15 protein-coding genes are annotated in these 18,702 nt (G+C 75.2%); 6 read left to right on the top strand and 9 right to left on the bottom strand.

Going from position 1 to position 18,702, the window contains the following annotated elements:
* Window positions 1–74: 74 nt before the first annotated feature.
* Window positions 75–1,385 (bottom strand): M16 family metallopeptidase, encoded by a 1,311-nt coding sequence (locus ACIBPB_RS17285; protein ID WP_396840557.1) that lies wholly within the window; start codon window positions 1,383–1,385, stop codon window positions 75–77.
* A 229-nt stretch (window positions 1,386–1,614) separates the two neighbouring features.
* Here ACIBPB_RS17285 and ACIBPB_RS17280 point away from each other — a divergent pair, with 229 nt between their 5' ends.
* The 4 genes from ACIBPB_RS17280 to ACIBPB_RS17265 are packed head-to-tail and all read left to right on the top strand — an operon-like array spanning window position 1,615 to window position 4,788.
* Window positions 1,615–2,670, top strand: a complete 1,056-nt coding sequence (locus ACIBPB_RS17280; RefSeq protein WP_396840605.1) for an ABC transporter substrate-binding protein — start codon at window positions 1,615–1,617, stop codon at window positions 2,668–2,670.
* A complete protein-coding gene (locus ACIBPB_RS17275; protein WP_396840556.1) occupies window positions 2,667–3,446 on the top strand; it encodes an ABC transporter ATP-binding protein in 780 nt (259 codons plus the stop codon). The genes ACIBPB_RS17280 and ACIBPB_RS17275 overlap by 4 nt, the downstream gene beginning before the upstream one ends.
* A complete protein-coding gene (locus tag ACIBPB_RS17270) occupies window positions 3,436–4,320 on the top strand; it encodes an ABC transporter permease (RefSeq protein WP_396840555.1) in 885 nt (294 codons plus the stop codon). The genes ACIBPB_RS17275 and ACIBPB_RS17270 overlap by 11 nt, the downstream gene beginning before the upstream one ends.
* Before the next feature lie 3 nt (window positions 4,321–4,323).
* Entirely contained in the window at window positions 4,324–4,788 is a 465-nt protein-coding gene (locus ACIBPB_RS17265) for an RrF2 family transcriptional regulator (RefSeq protein WP_396840554.1), read from the top strand.
* A 94-nt stretch (window positions 4,789–4,882) separates the two neighbouring features.
* On the opposite strand, the gene ACIBPB_RS17260 is transcribed toward ACIBPB_RS17265, so the two are convergent.
* From ACIBPB_RS17260 to ACIBPB_RS17230, 7 genes are all read right to left on the bottom strand, one after another.
* Complete coding sequence (locus ACIBPB_RS17260; protein WP_396840553.1) at window positions 4,883–5,077, bottom strand: hypothetical protein; 195 nt, start codon at window positions 5,075–5,077, stop codon at window positions 4,883–4,885.
* A 182-nt stretch (window positions 5,078–5,259) separates the two neighbouring features.
* Entirely contained in the window at window positions 5,260–6,651 is a 1,392-nt protein-coding gene (locus ACIBPB_RS17255; RefSeq protein WP_396840552.1) for a DEAD/DEAH box helicase, read from the bottom strand.
* Window positions 6,652–6,869: 218 nt separating this feature from the next.
* Window positions 6,870–7,073 carry a cold-shock protein gene (locus ACIBPB_RS17250; RefSeq protein ID WP_007464836.1) on the bottom strand — a complete coding sequence of 68 codons (204 nt, stop codon included), beginning with the start codon at window positions 7,071–7,073 and terminating at the stop codon, window positions 6,870–6,872.
* A gap of 203 nt (window positions 7,074–7,276) precedes the next feature.
* The gene (locus tag ACIBPB_RS17245) at window positions 7,277–10,810 is read right to left on the bottom strand and encodes an ATP-dependent helicase (RefSeq protein WP_396840551.1); all 3,534 of its coding nucleotides are present in this window, start codon (window positions 10,808–10,810) and stop codon (window positions 7,277–7,279) included.
* 46 nt (window positions 10,811–10,856) lie between these two features.
* A complete protein-coding gene (locus ACIBPB_RS17240) occupies window positions 10,857–14,477 on the bottom strand; it encodes an ATP-dependent helicase (RefSeq protein ID WP_396840604.1) in 3,621 nt (1,206 codons plus the stop codon).
* Between the two features lie 135 nt (window positions 14,478–14,612).
* Window positions 14,613–15,158, bottom strand: a complete 546-nt coding sequence (locus ACIBPB_RS17235) for a TIGR00730 family Rossman fold protein (protein ID WP_396840550.1) — start codon at window positions 15,156–15,158, stop codon at window positions 14,613–14,615.
* Between the two features lie 3 nt (window positions 15,159–15,161).
* The gene (locus ACIBPB_RS17230; protein WP_396840549.1) at window positions 15,162–16,073 is read right to left on the bottom strand and encodes a TIGR00730 family Rossman fold protein; all 912 of its coding nucleotides are present in this window, start codon (window positions 16,071–16,073) and stop codon (window positions 15,162–15,164) included.
* A gap of 156 nt (window positions 16,074–16,229) precedes the next feature.
* On the opposite strand from ACIBPB_RS17230, the gene ACIBPB_RS17225 reads away from it, so the two are divergent.
* Window positions 16,230–16,391 carry a hypothetical protein gene (locus tag ACIBPB_RS17225; protein WP_396840548.1) on the top strand — a complete coding sequence of 54 codons (162 nt, stop codon included), beginning with the start codon at window positions 16,230–16,232 and terminating at the stop codon, window positions 16,389–16,391.
* A gap of 79 nt (window positions 16,392–16,470) precedes the next feature.
* Here ACIBPB_RS17225 and dapE read toward each other — a convergent pair whose 3' ends face one another.
* Window positions 16,471–17,544 carry a succinyl-diaminopimelate desuccinylase gene (gene dapE, locus ACIBPB_RS17220; protein WP_046568515.1) on the bottom strand — a complete coding sequence of 358 codons (1,074 nt, stop codon included), beginning with the start codon at window positions 17,542–17,544 and terminating at the stop codon, window positions 16,471–16,473.
* Window positions 17,545–17,674: 130 nt separating this feature from the next.
* On the opposite strand from dapE, the gene dapD reads away from it, so the two are divergent.
* Window positions 17,675–18,634 carry a 2,3,4,5-tetrahydropyridine-2,6-dicarboxylate N-succinyltransferase gene (dapD, locus tag ACIBPB_RS17215; RefSeq protein ID WP_396840547.1) on the top strand — a complete coding sequence of 320 codons (960 nt, stop codon included), beginning with the start codon at window positions 17,675–17,677 and terminating at the stop codon, window positions 18,632–18,634.
* Window positions 18,635–18,702: the final 68 nt, after the last annotated feature.

The following is an 18,702-nucleotide window of genomic DNA, read 5'->3' as shown; positions in this document are numbered from 1 at the left end:
CTCACTCCTCGCGCTCACCGTGCCGCCTTTCGTTCGCGACTGCGGGGCTCGCAAACCCGGCTCACTCCTCGCGCTCACCGCGCACCTCCGGCGATGACCTCGATGGCGGCGCGGCGCTGCGGCCGCAGGGTCGCGGCGGCGGCCCGGACCTGTTCCTCGGTCACCTCGCCGACCAGCCGGGGCAGCTCGTTGAGCAGGCCCGGCTCCCCGCGTTGCTGTTCCAGCACGGCCATCCGCAGCGCCCGGCCGAGCACCGCGTCGGTGTCCCGCAGCAGGTGGGTGGCCATCCGGGCCTGGGTGCGGGCCAGCTCCCCCTCGGTGAGCCCGTCCGTGGCCAGCCGGTCCAGTTCCTCGTCGACGGTACGCAGCACCTTGTCCACGTCGCCGCCGGGTGGCAGGTGGGCCTGGAGCAGCAGCGCGGTGGGGTCGCGGACGTCGAACGGGTCACCCATGAAGCCCAGGTAGCCGCCGAGGCTGGTGACCGTGCGGTCCCGCTGGACCAGCCGCTCGACCAGCCGGGACGCGTCCCCGTCGGTGAGCACCTCGGCCAGCACCACGTAGGGCAGGTAGCCGGCGAAGTCGGTCACCGGGTCGGGCACCCGCCAGGCGCCGGCCACTGCGGGCAGCGGCGCCAGCCGGTCGGTGTACGAGTGCCGCCGCTCGGCGGTGAGGTCGGGCTCGGCGAAGTCGGGCCGCCGCGGCGCGGGGCGGGCCGGCACGTCCCCGAAGTGCCGCTCGATCAGCCCGGTCGCCTCGGTCACGTCGATGTCGCCGCTGACCGCGAGGACCGCGTTGCCGCTGGCGTAGTAGCGGCGGAAGAAGTCGGCGGCGTCGGCCACGGTGGCCGACTCCAGATCGTCGAACGAGCCGTAGCCGTCGTGGGCGTTGGGGAAGGTGTCGAACATCACCGGCGGCAGGGTCAGCCAGGGGAAGCCGCCGTACGGGCGGTTGAGCACGTTGACCCGGATCTCCTCCTTGACCACGTCGACCTGGTTGCGCAGGTTCTCCTCGGTCAGCCGGGGGCCGCGCATCCGGTCGGCCTCGAGGAAGAGCGCCCGTTCCAGGGCGTTGCTCGGCAGCGTCTCGAAGTAGTCGGTGTAGTCCAGGTGGGTGGAGCCGTTGAAGGTGCCGCCGGCGCCCTGGACGTGGCGGAAGTGGGCGAGCTTCTCCAGGTTCTCCGAGCCCTGGAACATCAGGTGCTCGAAGAGGTGGGCGAAGCCGGTGCGCCCCTCCGGTTCGGAGCGGATGCCGACGTCGTAGACCACCGCCACTCCGATGACCGGGGCGCTGCGGTCGGGGGTGAGCACCACCCGCAGGCCGTTGTCGAGGGTGAACCGCTCGACCGGGTATTTCGTCGCTGGAATGCTGGCTCTCCGCGTCGGCACGTCCTCGACCCTAACGCGCCGGCACCGGCCGCACCGGCGGTGTGCCCGGGTGCCCCGTGCGGCCCGGCCGGCGGCGGGCCGACCGAGGCCGCTTACTCCACCGATCAGGTGGGAATTGCCGAGATTCCCCGGGGCCGCTGTCCCGGATCGTGGATGGGTCTTGACGCCGCTCACCAACTGTCCCACTCTTCCTACCAACTAAGTAGGAATACTGTGGATTGGAATCATGATGAGACGGCTTCCGTTCCGCCGGCTGGTCTCCCTCGCCGCCCTCGCCGTGGTCGGCGCGGCCACCCTGGGCACCAGCGCGGCCTGCGGCGACGACGCCGGTGGTGACACCGGCCCGGTGACGCTGCGCCTCGGCTACTTCCCGAACATCACCCACGCGCCCGCGCTGGTCGGCGTCGAGAAGGGCATCTTCGCCCAGCAGCTCGGCAGCGACGTCACACTGGAGACCAAGACGTTCAACGCCGGCCCGGCCGCGATCGAGGCGGTCTTCTCCGGCGCGCTGGACGCCACGTACATCGGTCCGAACCCGACCGTGAACGCCTTCTCCAAGTCCAAGGGCGAGGCCGTCCGGGTCATCTCCGGCGCCGCGTCCGGCGGCGTCGCGCTGGTGGTGAAGCCCGAGATCACCTCGGTGGAGCAGCTGCGCGGCAAGAAGATCGCCACCCCGCAGCTCGGCAACACCCAGGACGTGGCGCTGCGCTTCTGGCTCAAGGAGAAGGGCCTGCGGACCACCAAGGAGGGCGGTGGCGACGTCACCGTCGTCCCGCAGGAGAACGCGCAGACCGTCGAGACCTTCGGCAGCGGCGCCATCGACGGCGCCTGGGTGCCCGAGCCGTTCGTCTCCCGGCTGGTCAACGCCGGCGGCAAGGTGCTGGTCGACGAGCGCGACCTCTGGCCGGACAAGAAGTTCGTCATCACCAACCTGCTGGTCAGCACCGCGTTCCTCAAGGCGCACCCGGACGTGGTGAAGAAGCTGGTCGAGGGACAGGTCGCGGCGAACGAGTTCGTCAACACCAAGCCGGACGAGGCGCAGCAGGCCATCTCCGAACACATCGGCAAGATCACCGGCAAGCCGCTGGACCTCAAGCTGATCAAGCAGGCCTGGCCGACGTTGGAATTCACCAACGACCCGATCGCGTCGTCGCTGAAGACCGGCCTGGACCACGCGGTCGCGGTCGGACTGACCCAGCCGGTCGACCTCGACGGGCTCTACGACCTGACGTACCTCAACGACGTGCTCAAGGCCCAGGGCCGGCCCGAGGTCACCCAGCCATGACGTCGACCACGACGGCACCGCGCAGCGCGACCGGCTCGGTCGCGCTCCGCGGCGTCACCAAGGTGTACGGCCAGGGTGACCAGGCCGTCCTGGCGCTGGACGAGGTGTCGCTCGACGTCGAGCCGGGCGAGTTCGTCTGCCTCGTCGGCGCCTCCGGCTGCGGCAAGAGCACCCTGCTCAACCTGGTCGCCGGGCTGGACCGGGTCAGCGGTGGCCGGATCGAGCTGGGCGACGGCGTCAACCCGGGCCTGATGTTCCAGGAGTCCGCCCTCTTCCCGTGGCTCACCGTCGACGCCAACGTCGAGGTGCCGCTCCGGCTGCGCCGGCTGCCCCGGGCCGAGCGCCGGGCCAAGGTCGCCGAGCTGCTGCGTACGGTCCACCTGGCCGACTTCGGCCGCAAGCGCCCGCACCAGCTCTCCGGCGGCATGCGGCAGCGCGTCGCGCTGGCCCGCACCCTCGCCCTGGACACCCCGGTCCTGCTGATGGACGAGCCGTTCGGCGCGCTCGACGCGATGACCCGGGACATCCTCCACGACGAGCTGGAACGGATCTGGTCCGAGCGGAAGCTCACCGTGCTCTTCGTGACCCACAACGTGCGCGAGGCGGCCCGGCTCGCGGACCGGATCATCCTGCTCTCCAGCCGGCCCGGCCGGATCATCTGGTCCACCCGGGTCGACGTGCCCCGCCCCCGGCGGATCGACTCCCCGGAGGTCGCGACCATCGCCGCCGAGGTCACCGACCGGTTGCGTACGGAGGTGGGCCGCCATGGCCAGTGACACGCTCAGCGGCGTCCCGCGTACCGACGCGGAACTCTCCGGCCTGGACGCCCTGGAGATCGCCGGCCGGCGGAAGACGACCACCCGGGCCGCCCGGCTCTGGTCGGCCACCTGGCCGAAGCTGGCCGCGCTGGCCATCGCGCTCGGCGCGTGGCAGCTCGTGGTCTGGAGCGGCTGGAAGCCGGAATACTCCCTGCCCGGCCCGGTCACCGTCGGGCAGGAACTGCTCCGCCAGGCCGGCACCGACCAGCTCTGGCAGGGCATCGCCACCACGCTGCGCCGCGCCGCCGTCGGGTACCTCTTCTCGGTCGGCGTCGGCCTGCTGATCGGACTCGCGGTGGCCCGGTCCCGGGTGCTGCGCGCGGCCATCGGCTCGATGATCACGGCGTTGCAGACGATGCCCTCCATCGCCTGGTTCCCGCTGGCCATCCTGCTCTTCGAGCTGAGCGAGAAGGCGATCTTCTTCGTGGTGGTGCTCGGGGCCGCCCCGTCCATCGCCAACGGGGTGATCAGCGGCGTCGACTACGTCCCGCCGTTGCTGGTGCGGGCCGGCCGCAACCTCGGCGCCCGCGGCCTGAACCTCTACCGGTACGTCATCGCGCCGGCCGCGCTGCCGGCCATCGTGGCGGGACTCAAGCAGGGCTGGGCGTTCTCCTGGCGCAGCCTGATGGCCGGTGAGCTGATCGTGGTGGGCATCTCGACCACCTCGCTGGGCGCCCAGCTGACCTACGCCCGCGAGCTGTCCGACGCGCCGTGGCTGCTCGGCACCATGATCGTCATCCTGCTGGTGGGGCTGCTGGTGGACGCCGCCTTCGGCGCGGCGGACAAGGCGATCCGCCGCCGGTGGGGCGTGCTGGACCAGGGCGGTTCCTGACCCGTGTACGTCTCCGCGCGGGCCGACTACGCGCTGCGGGCCATGCTCGCCGTCGCCGCCGGATCTGCCGGCGCCGGATCTGCCGGCGCCGGATCTGCCGGCGCCGGGGGGCCGGGCGGCGAGCTGGTCAAGGCCGGCAGCCTGGCCGAGAGCCAGGACATCCCGCTCAGCTTCCTCCAGGGCATCCTGCTCGACCTGCGCCGGGCCGGGCTACTGCACAGCCATCGCGGCACCGAGGGCGGCTACGCCCTCACCCGCCCGGCCGGGGAGATCAGCGTCGGGGACGTCCTGCGCGCGGTCGGCGGGGCGCTGACCAGCGTCCGGGGTCTGCCGCTGGACCGCGCCGGCTACCACGGCGTGGCGACCGGGCTGTACGACGTGTGGCTGGCGGTCGACGGCGCGGTCGCCCTGGTGGTCGACCGGACCAGCCTGGCCGACCTGCTGCGGGACCGGACCGCCGCGCCCTGAACCGGGACCGCCGCGCCCTGAAGCAGGGCCGCCGTGCCTTGAGCCGGCGGGATCGGGCCGTGGGTGCGACGCGGCCCGGGTCGATGCCGCCCGGTCAGCTCCGGGTCGGCTCGCCGGCCCCGCCGGCCGGGCTGTGCACCTCGACGAGCCCGGCCCGCGGCGCGCCGCCCCCGGAGACCGGAGGCCAGGGGCCGAACGCCGCCGCCATCGCGAGCAACAGCCCGACCATGGCGACCGCGACGACCAGCAGCAGTTCACGCAGCGCCGCCGAGCCGGCATCCCCCGTCATGCCCACCCCTCCCGGGTCCGGCCCCCCGGCCGACCACGTTCCCCCGGGTCCAGCATCGACGGGATCGAGCCCGGGGACAGTCGCCCATCGGACCCGACCGCCGCTGATCCCCGACTCAGTTCACCGTGGCGGCGTGGCCGGTGGCACCCGGCTCAGGCGGTACGCGGTCGGTGGGACCCGGCTCAGGCGGTACGCGGCCGCGCCGGGCGACGGCGCCGGCCGGACGGCCGGTGCGCCGGACGCGGGGTGGCGTCGGTCGCCTCGGCACCCGCGCCGGGAACGGCTACCCGGCCCGAGCCGGTGCTGACCCGGCCGCCGTTGCCGGCCGCCCGACGCCCCCGGGGCGCCCCGGACCGACCGGCGGGGGCGGCGGTCGGAGCGGCCACGATGGTGACCGGCACGCCGGACGGCTCCCGCGCCCCGGTGACCCGGGCCAGCTCCGCGTCGCCCGGCCGGACCTGCGCGGTCCGCGGGCTGATCCCGGCCACGGTCATCAGCCGCGAGACGTCCCGGCGCTGCTCCGGCAGGACCAGCGTGACCACGGTGCCGGACTCCCCGGCCCGCGCGGTACGCCCGCCCCGGTGCAGGTAGTCCTTCGCCTCGGTCGGCGGGTCCACGTTGACCACCATGTCCAGCCCGTCCACGTGGATGCCCCGGGCCGCCACGTCGGTGGCCACCAGCGCGGTCACCTGACCGGTCCGGAACTGCTCCAGGATCCGGGTGCGCTGCGGCTGCGACTTGCCACCGTGCAGCGCGGCGGCGCGTACGCCCTTGGCGAGCAACTGGCGGGCGAGCCGGTCGGCGCGGTGCTTGGTCCCCATGAAGAGGATGGTGCGGCCCTCCCGGGCGGCGATCTGGGTCAGCGCGGCCGGCTTGTCGACCGCGTCGACGTGCAGCACGTGGTGGGTCATCGCGGTCACCGTCGCGGTGCCGGGATCGACCGAGTGCGACACCGGCCGGGTCAGGAAGCGGCGGACCAGCTTGTCCACGCCACCGTCCAGGGTGGCGGAGAAGAGCATCCGCTGGCCGTCCGGCGCGACCTGCTCCAGCAGCTTGGTGACCTGCGGCAGGAAGCCCATGTCGGCCATCTGGTCGGCCTCGTCGAGCACGGTGATCGCCACCTCGCCCAGCCGGGCGTCACCGCGGTTGATCAGGTCGTGCAGCCGGCCGGGGGTGGCCACGACCACCTCGGCGCCGGCCCGCAGCGCGTCCGCCTGCCGTTGCAGCGACAGGCCGCCCACGACGGTTGCGCAGCGCAGCCCGACCGCGCGGGCGTACGGGGCGAGCGCGGTGGTCACCTGCTGGGCCAGCTCACGGGTCGGCACCAGCACCAGGGCCAGCGGGCGGCCCGGGCGGGCCCGGCGGCCGGCGGTACGGGACAGCAGCGGCAACCCGAACGCGAGGGTCTTGCCCGAGCCGGTACGACCTCGGCCGAGCACGTCCCGGCCGGCCAGCGAGTCCGGCAGGGTGGCCGCCTGGATCGGGAACGGCTCGGTGATGCCCTGCGCCGACAGCTCGGCGAGCAGCGCGGGCGCCAGGCCCGTCGCGGCGAACGTGGGAACGGTCATGGTCATGCGGAAATGCCTTCCTCGACGCGGCACGTGTCGAGGGAGGCGCCGGAAGCGGCGCTGTCGACCGGCGGACTCGTCCGCCGGGACTCACAAGCACGAACCGAAGGGGGTACGGGCCGGCCCGCCGCCGCGCGCCACCCGCCGGAGCGGGGGCGGCGCGGCGGGCCGGACCCGTCACCGCGCCCTGAGGGCGCGGTGGATGGTGCTGGGTGATCCGAAGATCAGAGCGGGCGGATGTTCTCCGCCTGCGGGCCCTTCTGGCCCTGGGTCACCTCGAACTCGACCCGCTGGTTCTCGTCCAGGCTCCGGTAGCCGGAGGACTGGATCGCCGAGAAGTGGGCGAAGACGTCGGCGCCGCCGCCGTCCGGGGTGATGAAGCCGAAGCCCTTGTCAGCGTTGAACCACTTGACGGTGCCAATTGCCATGTGTTTCGTCTCCTTGACGGAACGGTCGGCCCCGCACCTGTTGCGGGACCGGGAGAGGAGCACACCGCGCGGGGATCGCGCGGGTGCTTGTCGCTGCTGGTCGCCCCGTCCGGAGAACTCCGGACACAACAAAGTGCGCCTGGGGCCACAATCCGCCAGGCGCACACAGAGTCTCTGGAAACCAAAACTGCAACGTGCTTAACCTACCACAGATCACGCGGCGCGGGGCGGTTCGGGGAACTTTCCGGCACGCCGGCGATCAACGCGGTCAGCCCGCCGGCGTCGAGCAGGTCCGCCGGCCGCACGGTGACCCCCTCCCGGACGTAGTGGAACGCCGCGCCCACCCGCTCCACCGGCACCCCGGCCAGCTCGGCCCAGGCCAGCCGGTAGACGGCCAGCTGCACGGCCGCCGCCTCGGCCGCCGGTCCGGCGGGCTGCCGGCCGGTCTTCCAGTCGACCACGTCGTACCGGCCGCCGGGGCGGGCGAAGACGGCGTCCATCCGGCCCCGGACCACCACGCCGGCGATCACTGTGGCGAAGGGCACTTCCACCTCCACCGGCATCCGGTCGGCCCACTCGCTGGCCAGGAAGCGCTCCTGCAGCTCGACGAGGGCCTCGTCCGGCGCCGCGTCGTCGTCCGCCGCGCCGGGCAACTCGTCCACGTCGAGCAGCCGGTCCGCGCCGAAGCGCTGCTCCAGCCAGGCATGGAAGGCGGTGCCCCGGCGGGCGTACGGGCTGGGCTCGGTGGGCATCGGGCGGCGCAGCGCCCGGGCCAGCGCCTCCGGGTCGCGGCGCAGCGCCACCAGCTGGGTCACCGACAGGTGGCCGGGCAGCGGCACCTCGACCGCCTCGGCCCCGCGCAGCAGCTCGGCGCGTTCGGCGAGCAGCAGGTCCGCCTCCCGCCGCCAGCGCGCCACCTCGGGGTCGCCCCCCGGCCCGCCGTCCGGCTCAGCGGACTGGACCGGCGGGCCGTCCGGTGCCGCTGCGTGTTCCGGTGCCTCGGCGTGGCCGGGCGGGGCGTCGGGCCGGGGCGCGGGGGCGGGGGCGGGGGCGGGGGCGGGGGCGGGGGCGGCTGACAGCAGCGCCTCCTCGCGGCGGGCCGCGTCCGGGTCGGCGAGGTAGCGGCGGACCAGGGCGGCGGCCTCGGTCAGCACCGGACGGCGGGCGCCGAGCGGGTCGGCCGGCCACTCGGCCCGGAGCACCACCTCGGTGGTCGGGTTCACCGCGTCGCCGGCCGGCTCCGGGGCCCAGCCGTCGACCAGGTGCCCGGCCCCGCCGTCCAGGCAGGCGTCGTGCACCTCCCGCAGGAACACCGACGGGCCGCGGAACCTTCTGGTCCCCTCCCCCCACCAGTAGCCGGAGCAGAGCAGCAGCCGCCGGGGGCGGGTCACCGCCACGTACGCCAGCCGGCGCTCCTCCCGCTCGTCGTGCGCCCGCCAGGCGTCGGTGAAGTCCTCCAGCGCCCGGGCCACCCCGCGCTGGTCCTCCGCCCCGGCCAGGCCCAGCTCGGGCAGCCCGTCGGCGTCACCACGCAGCGGGAACGGCAGCACGCCCAGCCCACCCAGCCAGTGGTCGGAGTTGCGCACCGGCCCCGGCCAGACGCCCCGGGTGAGCCCGGCCACCGACACCACGTCCCACTCCAGGCCCTTGGCGGCGTGCGCGGTGAGGATCTGCACGGCGCCCTCCACCACCTCGACCTCGCCGGGGGTGAGGCCGCGCTCCTCGTCCTCGGCGGCGGCCAGGTAGGCGAGGAAGCCGGCCAGGGTCGCGCCCGGCGTCTCGCCGGAGAACCGCGCGGCCACGTCGCCGAGCGCGTCCAGGTGGCCGCGGGCCAGGCCGGCGTCGCCGGTGCCGTCCCGGCCGGCCCGGACCGCCACCTCCACGTCCAGGCCGATGGTCCGCTCGATGTCGGCGATCAGCTCCGGCAGGGACTGGTCCAGCCGGTAGCGCAGCAGCGCCAGTTCCATCCCGTACGCGCGCAGCCGCGCGTACCCCTCCGCCGAGTACGCCTGCGGCGGGCCCGGATCGGCCAGCGCCTCGACCAGCGTCGCCTCGTCGAGCGCGTCCACGGTGATCTCCGGACCGTCGTCGGCGGTCAGCTCGCGGCGGGCCCGGGCGATCGCCTTCGCCCGCCGGTGCAGGGCGACCAGGTCACGCGGACCGATCCGCCAGCGCGCCCCGGTGAGCAGCCGCAGCAGGGCCGCCCCGTCGGTGGGGTCGGCGAGCACCCGCAGCGTGCAGACCACGTCCCGGACCTCGGGGGTGTCCAGCAGGCCGCCCAGTCCCACCACGTCGACCGGCAGCCCCCGGGCGCGCAGCGCGGACTCGATCGCCGGGATCTGGCTGCGCAACCGGACCAGCACGGCGGTGGTGGGGCGCTGCGGCACCGGGATGTGCTCGGGCAGCGCGCCGGGCATCCCGGCCGCGCCGCGCCAGGCGGCCAGCACGCTGTCGGCGATCCACTCGGCCTCGTCGGCGTACGTCTCCAGCAGCGCGCAGTGCACGGTGCCGGCGGCCCGGCCGCCGGGGCTGCGGTGCGGGATCGGTTCGCGGACGCTCAGCGCCGCGTGCAGCTCCGGCACCCGCGCGCCGGCCGCCCGCAGCGGCACCGACAGCGCGTTGGCGACGCCGAGGATCTCCGGCCGGTTGCGCCAGCTCGTGGTGAGGCCGAGCACCTGCGCCGGGGTGCCGTCGGCGCGGGCGAACTCGGTGGGGAACCGGTCGAGCGTGCCGGCGCTGGCCCCCCGCCAGCCGTAGATGGACTGGCAGGGGTCGCCCACTGCGGTGACCGGGTGCCCGCCGCCGAAGAGCGCGTTGAGGAGCACCACCTGGGCGTGGCTGGTGTCCTGGTACTCGTCGAGCAGCACCACCCGGAACCGGTCCCGCTCGATCACCCCGACGCCGGGGTGGTCGCGGGCCACCCGGGCCGCCCGGGCGAGCTGGTCGGCGAAGTCCATCGCCTCGAAGTCATCCTTGCGCCGGGCGTACGCGCGGACCAGCGGGAGCAGCTTGAGCCGGGCCCGCTGGAGCTGCAACGCCTTCCGGACGTCGGCGTAGACCCGGCCGGGGCGGGACTGCACGTCGGCGAAGAACCGGCCGGTCCAGGCGGCCAGGTCGTCCGGGTCGACCAGGTGCTCGTCCAGCTCGCCGGCGAGCGCGAGCACGGCGTCGGTGATGGTGGCGGGCATCCGGTCCACCTCGGACATGTCCCCGTCGTAGTTGCGTACCAGCAGGTCGACGAGCTGCCAGCGGGACGCCTCGGTGAGCAGCCGGGTGGTCGGCTCGTACCCGGCGCGCAGCCCGTGCTCGGTGACGATCCGCCCCGCGTAGGAGTGGTAGGTGGAGACGGTCGGCTCGCCCGCCAGGGGGTCGTCGTGCGGGTCCCGTCCGGCCCGGCCGAGCCGGCGGATGAGCTGGTCGAGCCGGGTGCGTACCCGGTGCGCCAGCTCGCCGGCGGCCTTGCGGGTGAAGGTGAGGCCGAGCACCTGCTCGGGCCGGACGTAGGAGTTGGCGACCAGCCAGACCACCCGGGCCGCCATCGTCTCGGTCTTGCCCGAACCCGCGCCGGCGACCACCAGCAGCGGCTCGACCGGGGCCGCAATGATCGCCGCCTGCTCCCGGGTGGGCGCCGGCAGCCGCAGCAGCTTCGCCAGTTCGACCGGCGTGTAGCGGGGGCCGGCGTCGGCGGCGCGCGGCGCCGGGGCGGCGCTGCCGAACAGGGTGGGCTGGGTCGTCACGGCGCCTTCCCGGTTCGCGACTGCGGGGCTCGCAGGTCCGGCTCGGTCACGGCTGCTCCGTCGGTGGCTCGACCACCTGGCGGCCCTGGCCGGAGACCGGGCAACTGGTGCGGACCGGGCAGACCCGGCACTTCGAGTTGGCGACCGCCGCGAAGGTCGCGGCGGCCATCGTATCGGCGGTGCGCCGGACCAGCGCGGTGGCCCAGCCGGCCTCGGGCCCCTCCCCGGCGGCGGCCTGGGTCTGCTCCCGGGCGTCCTTCGCCCCGGTGCCGAGCTGCACCAGGGCGGCCCCGCCGGGCTCGTCGCCGAACTCGGCGAACGCACCCGCCTCCACCGCCGCCTGGTACGCCCCGAGCTGCGGGTGCTCGGCGACCTCCCGCTCGGTGACCGCCGTCGACTTGCCGGTCTTCAGGTCGATCACCACGAGCCGGCCGTCCTCGTCCACCTCCAGCCGGTCCACCCGCCCGGTCAGCTCCACCGGCCGGGCCGGGTCGTCCAGCCGGACGGCGAACTCGTGCTCGATGGCGAGCAGCCGGCGCGGGTTGCCGGCCAGCCAGCGCAGCAGCTTGTCCACCATGGCCTCGGCCCGCTGCCGTTCCGGGCCGACCATCCAGCGGGCGGCCAGCTCGATCGCGTCGAACCGGGCGGCCACGTATTCCAGCAGGGTGCCCCGGTCGACGCTGGCGTCCTCGGCCAGCATCGCGGCGGCGTGCACCAGGTTGCCGACCCCCTGCGCGGCGCTGGCCGGCGCGCTGCCGCCGTGCCGTTCCAGCAGCCAGCGCAGGCTGCACCGGAGCGCGCTCTCCATCGCCGACGGGGTGACCTTCACCGGCTCGCCCTCGTCGACCAGCGGCCGGTCGTCGGAGAGGCCGCGCAGCCCCCACCAGTCGTCCGGGTGCGCGCCGGGCACCCCGGCGGCGGCCAGCCGGGCCAGCTCGGCCGCCGCGGCGCGCCGCCGGCTGATCGGTGCCGCCGGGTCGGTGACCGCGGTACGCAGCTCCGCCACCAGCGCGGAGAGGGTGAGCCCGCGCGGCGGCAGGGTCACCGGAAGCGCGCCGGGCAGCCCGTCCTGCGGATCGTCGTCGCCGGTCGGCACCGGCCCCTCCGCCGGCTGCGGCGGCGACCCGGCCAGCGCGGCACCGTCGCCGGGCCGCCCGTCCCGGCGACCCCGCCCCCGGCCGGCACCACCGGCCGCGGCGCCACCGGCCGGGCGACCGCCGTCCGGACCGGTCGGTGCGGAGCCGCCACCGGGACCGGTCGGTGCCGGCCCGCCGCCAGGGCCGGGCGGGACCGGGCCACCACCCCCGCCCACGGCGGGCGGGTCGGTGGCGGCCAGCTCGTGCAGGAAGCGGCTGGGCTGCTCCTCGTGGTCGTCGCCACCGACCGCGGCCGAGGCGACCGCGCTGACCAGCAGCCGGTGCCGGGCCCGGCTGACCGCGACGTGGAAGAGCCGGCGCTCCTCGTCGAGCAGGGCCGAGGTCTGCCCGACCAGGCTGGCCCGTACGCCGGTGCCGTCGGCCCGGCCGGCGAGCACGTCGACCAGCCGTTCCGAGCCGAGCAGGCTGCCGCGCAGCCGCAGGTCCGGCCAGACGCCCTCCTGCACCCCGGCGACCGCCACGAGGTCCCACTCCAGGCCCTTCGCGGCGTGCGCGGTGAGCAGGCGGACCGCGTCGCCCCGGTCGGCGCCGGCGGCCAGGGTGTCCGCCGGCAGGTCCTGGCCGAGCACGTGGTCGAGGAAGACCTCGGTCCGGGCGCCGGGCAGCCGGTCGGTGAAGCGGGCCGCCGCGTCGAAGAGGACCAGCACCGCGTCGAGGTCCCGGTCGGCGGCCTCGGCCCGCCAGCGCTGCGCGGTCTCGTGCTCCCCGGTGGCCTCCCGGCCCCGGGTGATCGCGCCGGCCCAGCGTTCGGCCAGGCCGCTGTCCCGCCACACCGCCCAGAGCACGTCCTCGGCGGTGGCCCCCGGGGTCGCCGCGGCCGTCCGGGCGGTGGCGAGCAGCCGGGCCACCGCCTGGGCCGGCGCGGCCCAACGCCGCTGCACGGTGTCCAGGTCGGCGGGGTCGCGCAACGCCTCGACGATCAGCTCGCCGGAGGGGCGGCGGTCCCCGGCGGCCAGCGCGAGCGCGCGCAGCCCCTGGCGCAGCCGGCGCTCGGCGAGCGGGTCGGCGCCGCCGAGCGGCGAGTGCAGCAGCGCGACTGCCGCCTCCTCGTCCAGCCGGTCGGGTTCGAGGGCGCAGCGCAGCAGGAGCAGCAGCGGCGCCACCCCGGGCTGGAGGTGCAGCGGCAGGTCCTCGCCGTGCACCACGGTCGGCACCCCGGCGGTGTGCAGGGCGCGTTGCAGCGACGGCAGCTGCCGGCCGGTGGAGCGGACCAGCACCGCCATCCGCGACCAGGGCACCCCGTCGAGCAGGTGCGCCTCGCGCAGGGCATGGGCCAGCCAGGCGGACTCGCTGGTGGCGGAGCGGAAGGTGCGGACCTCGACGGCGCCGGGCGGGGCGTCCGGCAGCGGGCGTAGCCGCCGGTGCGCCGCCGGGCCGCGCAGCCGGCGGGCCAGCCGCGCGGTCGCCGCCAGCAGCACCGGCCCGGCCCGGTAGGAGGTGGTCAGCGTGACCTGGGCGGCCGGCGCACCGGAGGCGGTCCGGAACCGGTGCGGGAAGGTGCCCACCCCGGCCGGGTCGGCGCCGCGGAACGCGTACGTGGAGGAGTCCGGGTCGGCGAAGGCGACCAGGGGCTTGCCGCCGCCGGCGATGACGGCGAGCAGGTCGAGCTGGGCGGGGTCGGTGTCGGCCAGCTCGTCGACGTAGACGTGGGCCAGCCGGCGGCGCTCCGCCGCCAGCAGCTCCGGATCGTCGCGCAGCATGCCGGTGGCGGCGCGGACCAGCTCCGCCGGGTCGTACGCGATGGAGCCGCGGTTGCTGACGTCGCGCAGGGCGAGCACGGCGACGTACTCGCGCAGGAAGCGGGCGGCGGCCGGCCAGTCCTCCCGGCCCAGCTTCTCGCCCAGCCGGGCCAGCTCCACCGGGCCGACGCCCCGCTCGGCGGCGCGCATCAGCAGGTCGCGCAGTTGCTGGGCGAACGCCCGGGTGCGCAGCGCGGGGCGCAGGTCCTCCGGCCAGCCGACCGGGTCGTCGCCGGGCTCCTCGCCCACCACGTCGAGCAGCTCGCGGATGATGAGGTCCTGCTCGGGGCCGGTGAGCAGCCGGGGCGACGGCTCGCCCCGCTCGGCGGCGGCCCGGCGCAGCAGGCCGAACGCGTACGCCGGGAAGGTCCGCACCAGCGGCTCGCGGACCACCCGGTGCCCGTCGCCGGCGATCCGCGCCTCGATCCGGTGCCGCAGCTCGGTGGCGCCGCGCCGGCCGAAGGTGAGCACCAGGACCCGTTCCGGGTCGACGCCCTCGGCGACCCGGGCGGCGACCGCCTCGACCAGGGTGCTGGTCTTGCCGGTGCCGGGACCGCCGACGACCAGCATCGGCCCGGCGGTGTGCGCGACGACCTCGGCCTGCACCGGGTCGGGGCGGCGCGGGTGCGCGGCATCGACCGTCGACCCCCCGGATCGCGGCTCCGCACCGGCCGGCCCCTCGGACCGGCCACCCCCCTGCCCCGCCCCGCCGGAGTGGACGACCCCCGTCCCCACCCCGCCGGCCCGGCGCACCAACCGGAACGCCTGCATCACGGACATCCCACCACGCCGGTACGACAGCGGGAACCACCCACCACCCCCGTGGCGCCCCGGTTCCCGCCGATCAGGAGGGTCGGGCCGGTGGCGGGGCTCCAGCACGCCGTCGACCGCAGGGTCGGGCGAGGGTCAACCGAGGTGGGTGTCGAGCAGGTCGAGGGCCGCCGGGACGGTCGGGGCGACCATGAGCAGGCCGAGGCCGGCGGGCTTGAGGAAGTTGCGGTCGGCCAGCGTACGCAGCCAGTCCAGCAGCGGGCGGTAGAAGCCGTCGACGTCGACCAGCACCATCGGCTTGTCGTGCAGGGCCAGCGTGGCGGTGGTCCAGACCTCGAACAGCTCGTCCAGGGTGCCCAGGCCGCCGGGCAGCGCCACGAAGGCGTCCGACTTCTCGATCATGAGGGTCTTGCGGCTGGCCATCCCGTCGGTCACCAGCAGTTCGTCCGAGGCCAGGTCGGCGACCTCCAGGTCGACCAACACCTGCGGGATCACCCCCAGGGTGCGCCCACCGGCGCTCCGCGCGCCGTCGGCCACCGCGCCCATCATCCCCACGCAGCCGCCGCCGCTGACCAGCACGTGACCGCGCCGGGCCAGCTCGGCGCCGGTCTCGGCGGCCAGCTCGAGCCAGCGGGCGTCGAGGGTACGCGACGACGCGCAGAACACGCAGACGGCGGCCACGCCTCAGCGCTCCCCGGCGCGCCGCGCCCCGGGCCCCTCCGGCCCGGCCTCGGCGGCGGCCTGCTGGTCGGCGGCGACCCGGGCGACCGCCTCCTCGCGGACCGCCTCCTGCTCGGCGGAGAGCACCGCCTCGGCCTCGACGATGTGCCGCACCGCCTCGTTGACGTCGTCGGTGAGGCAGATCAGGTCCAGGTCCGTCGGGCCGATCTTGCCCTCGGCGGCCATCGTGCCGCGCAGCCAGTCGAGCAGCCCGCGCCAGTAGTCGACGCCCATCAGCACCACCGGGAACCGGGTGACCTTGCCGGTCTGCACCAGGGTGAGCGCCTCGAACAGCTCGTCCATCGTGCCGAAGCCGCCGGGCAGCACCACGAAGGCCTGGGCGTACTTGACGAACATGGTCTTGCGGGCGAAGAAGTAGCGGAAGTCGATGGCCAGGTCGACCCAGTCGTTGAGGCCCTGCTCGAACGGCAGCTCGATGCCGAGCCCGACGGAGAGCCCGCCCGCCTCGCCGGCGCCCCGGTTGGCCGCCTCCATCACGCCGGGGCCGCCGCCGGTGATCACCGCGAACCCGGCCCGGGCCAGCGCGCCGCCCAACTCCTCGGCCAGCCGGCACTCCGGGCTCTCCGGCAGGCTGCGGGCGGAACCGAAGACGCTGACCGCGGGCGGCAGGTCGGCGAGGGTGTCGAAGCCCTCGACGAACTCGGACAGGATGCGCAGCGCCCGCCAGGCGTCCTTGGTCTTCCAGTCGCCCCGGCCCCGGGAGTCCAGCAGCCGCTGGTCCGCGGTGCTGGTCGGGATCGCCCGGTTGCGCAGCGTCACGGCACCCCGGTGCCGCTCCCCGCCCGGGCCGCGACCGGCCTGCTGCCGCTCCCCGCCCGGGCCGCGACCGGGCTGCCGCCCGTTGCTCTGACTCATGCAGCCACCGTAGTGGAGCCGGGCCGGTCGGGTGCGCAGGCCGGCGGGCCGGAGAAATTCTTCGGGATCTTGGGCAACGAATTCGGTCGCTCGTACGTCTTACTATTCACATACGGGGTATGCCCCGGCGCGTTGCCTTCGGGGGAGGAGCAGGCGTTGATCAGCAGCACCGAGATGATCCGGATCCGCCGGCAGATGCAGCGGCGGATCCGCGACGTGGTGGCCGAGCGCCGCCGCGCCCGGATGATGGAAGCCCACCACACCGACCTCACCGGCGGATCCAGCGAGACGGAGTCCCCGTTGACCACGAACGTCTGACGGCCCGCCGTCACCGGCCCGGGGGGTCCGCGTCACCGACGCGGGCCCCCCGGTCGCGTCTGCGGGGCCCGGGGGCGGCTCAGGCCGAGGCGAGCCAGCGGTGCAGGGTGGCCGCGCCGTCCCGGATCTTGGTCAGCTCGACGTGCTCGTCCTTGTGGTGGGCCAGGTTCGGGTCGCCGGGGCCGAAGTTCAGCGCCGGGATGCCCATGGCCGCGAAGCGGGCCACGTCGGTCCAGCCCAGCTTGCCGATCGGCGCCGCGCCCACCGCGGCCAGGAACTCCTGGGCCGGCGGGTTGTCCAGCCCCGGGGCCGCGCCGGCCGCCGCGTCGGTGACCGCCAGGTCGAAGCCGGCGAAGACCTCGCGCAGGTGCGCCTCGGCCGCCGCCGGGTCGCGGTCCGGGGCGTACCGGTAGTTGACCTCGATCTCGCAGCGGTCCGGGATGACGTTGCCGGCCACCCCGCCGGTGATCCGCACCGCGTTCAGGCCCTCGCGGTAGTCGCAGCCCTCGATGGTGACCCGGCGCGCCTCGTACGCGCCCAGCCGGCGCAGCACCTCGCCGGCGCCGTGGATGGCGTTCACCCCGTGCCAGGAGCGCGCCGCGTGGGCCCGCTCGCCGTGCGTGGTGACGATCGCCCGCATGGTGCCCTGGCAGCCGGCCTCCACGATGCCGTAGGTGGGTTCGAGCAGCAGTGCGAAGTCGGCCTGGAGCCATTCCGGGTGGGCCTGGGAGACCAGGGTGAGCCCGTTGTACCGGGACTCGATCTCCTCGGCCTCGTAGAAGAAGTACGTCACGTCGTAGCGCGGGTCGGGCAGCGTCACCGCGAGGTGCAGCGCGAAGGCCACCCCCGACTTCATGTCCGAGGTTCCGCAGCCGTACATCAGGTCGCCGCGCATGGTCGACGGGAAGTTGTCGTTGAGCGGCACGGTGTCGAGGTGGCCGGCGAGCACCACCCGGGAGGCCCGACCCAGGTCGGTACGGGCCATCACGGTGTTGGAGTGCCGGTAGGTGGTGAGGTGCGGCACCCCCCGCAGCACCTCCTCGACGCAGTCGGCGATCGCCTTCTCGTTGAGGGAGACGGACTCGATGTCCACCAGCGCGCGGGTCAGCGCCACCGGATCGGCCAGGACCTCGGGGGTCAACGGGTTCTGCATGTCTCGCACGGTACCGTCAGCAACGGTGAGCGCGACGAGGACGCGTTCCCGGGCGCCCCGCGTGGGACGCGGCCGCGCGGGAATGCGAGGAGAGCTTGCGAGCCCCGCAGCCGCTAACGAAGGGACAGCTGTGACGACCGCACAATCCGCCTGGGGCATCGGCCTGGCCACGGTCACCGCGGACGACCAGGTGCTGGACACCTGGTACCCGACCGGCAAGCTGGGGCTCGGCGAGCTGCCCCTGGTGCCCGGGGAGGACCAGGCCGACGTGCTCGACCTGCCGCCCGGCGCGATCGGCGAGCGGGCGCTGCCCGGCCTGCGTACGGTCCAGGTGGTCACCGTGATCGGCTCGCTGGACGACCCGATCAAGGACGCCGCCGACGCGTACCTCCGGTTGCACCTGCTCTCCCACCGCCTGGTGCGGCCCAACGAGCTGAACCTCGACGGCATCTTCGGCAAGCTGGCCAACGTGGCCTGGACCTCGGCCGGCCCGTGCCCGCCGGAGCGGGTCGACGAGCTGCGGGTCATCGAGCGCGCCGCCGGCCGCCACCTGGCCGTCTACGGGGTGGACAAGTTCCCCCGGATGACCGACTACGTGGTCCCCTCCGGGGTACGGATCGCCGACGCGGACCGGGTCCGGCTCGGCGCCCACCTGGCCGCCGGCACCACCGTCATGCACGAGGGCTTCGTCAACTTCAACGCCGGCACGCTGGGCACCTCCATGGTGGAGGGCCGGATCGTGCAGGGCGTGGTGGTCGGCGACGGCTCGGACATCGGCGGTGGCGCCTCGATCATGGGCACGCTCTCCGGCGGCGGCACCGAGAAGGTGCGGATCGGCGAGCGCAGCCTGGTCGGCGCGAACGCCGGTGTCGGCATCACGCTCGGCGACGACTGCGTGGTGGAGGCCGGCTGCTACATCACCGCCGCCTCCAAGATCACCCTGCCGGACGGGCGGGTGGTCAAGGCCCGCGAGCTGTCCGGCGTGGCCGGGCTGCTGTTCTGGCGCAACTCGGTGACCGGCGCGCTGGAGGCGAAGCCGCGTACCGGCCGGGGCATCGAGCTGAACGCGGCGCTGCACGCCAACGACTGACGGCGGACGTGGGGCGGGCCGGGGGCAGGATTCCCCCGGCCCGCCCGCGTTCCGGGCCCACGGCGGGG

This window comes from Micromonospora sp. NPDC049836 (assembly GCF_044465125.1).
Lineage (GTDB): Bacteria > Actinomycetota > Actinomycetes > Mycobacteriales > Micromonosporaceae > Micromonospora.
This window is presented reverse-complemented; position numbering and strand designations above follow the sequence as displayed.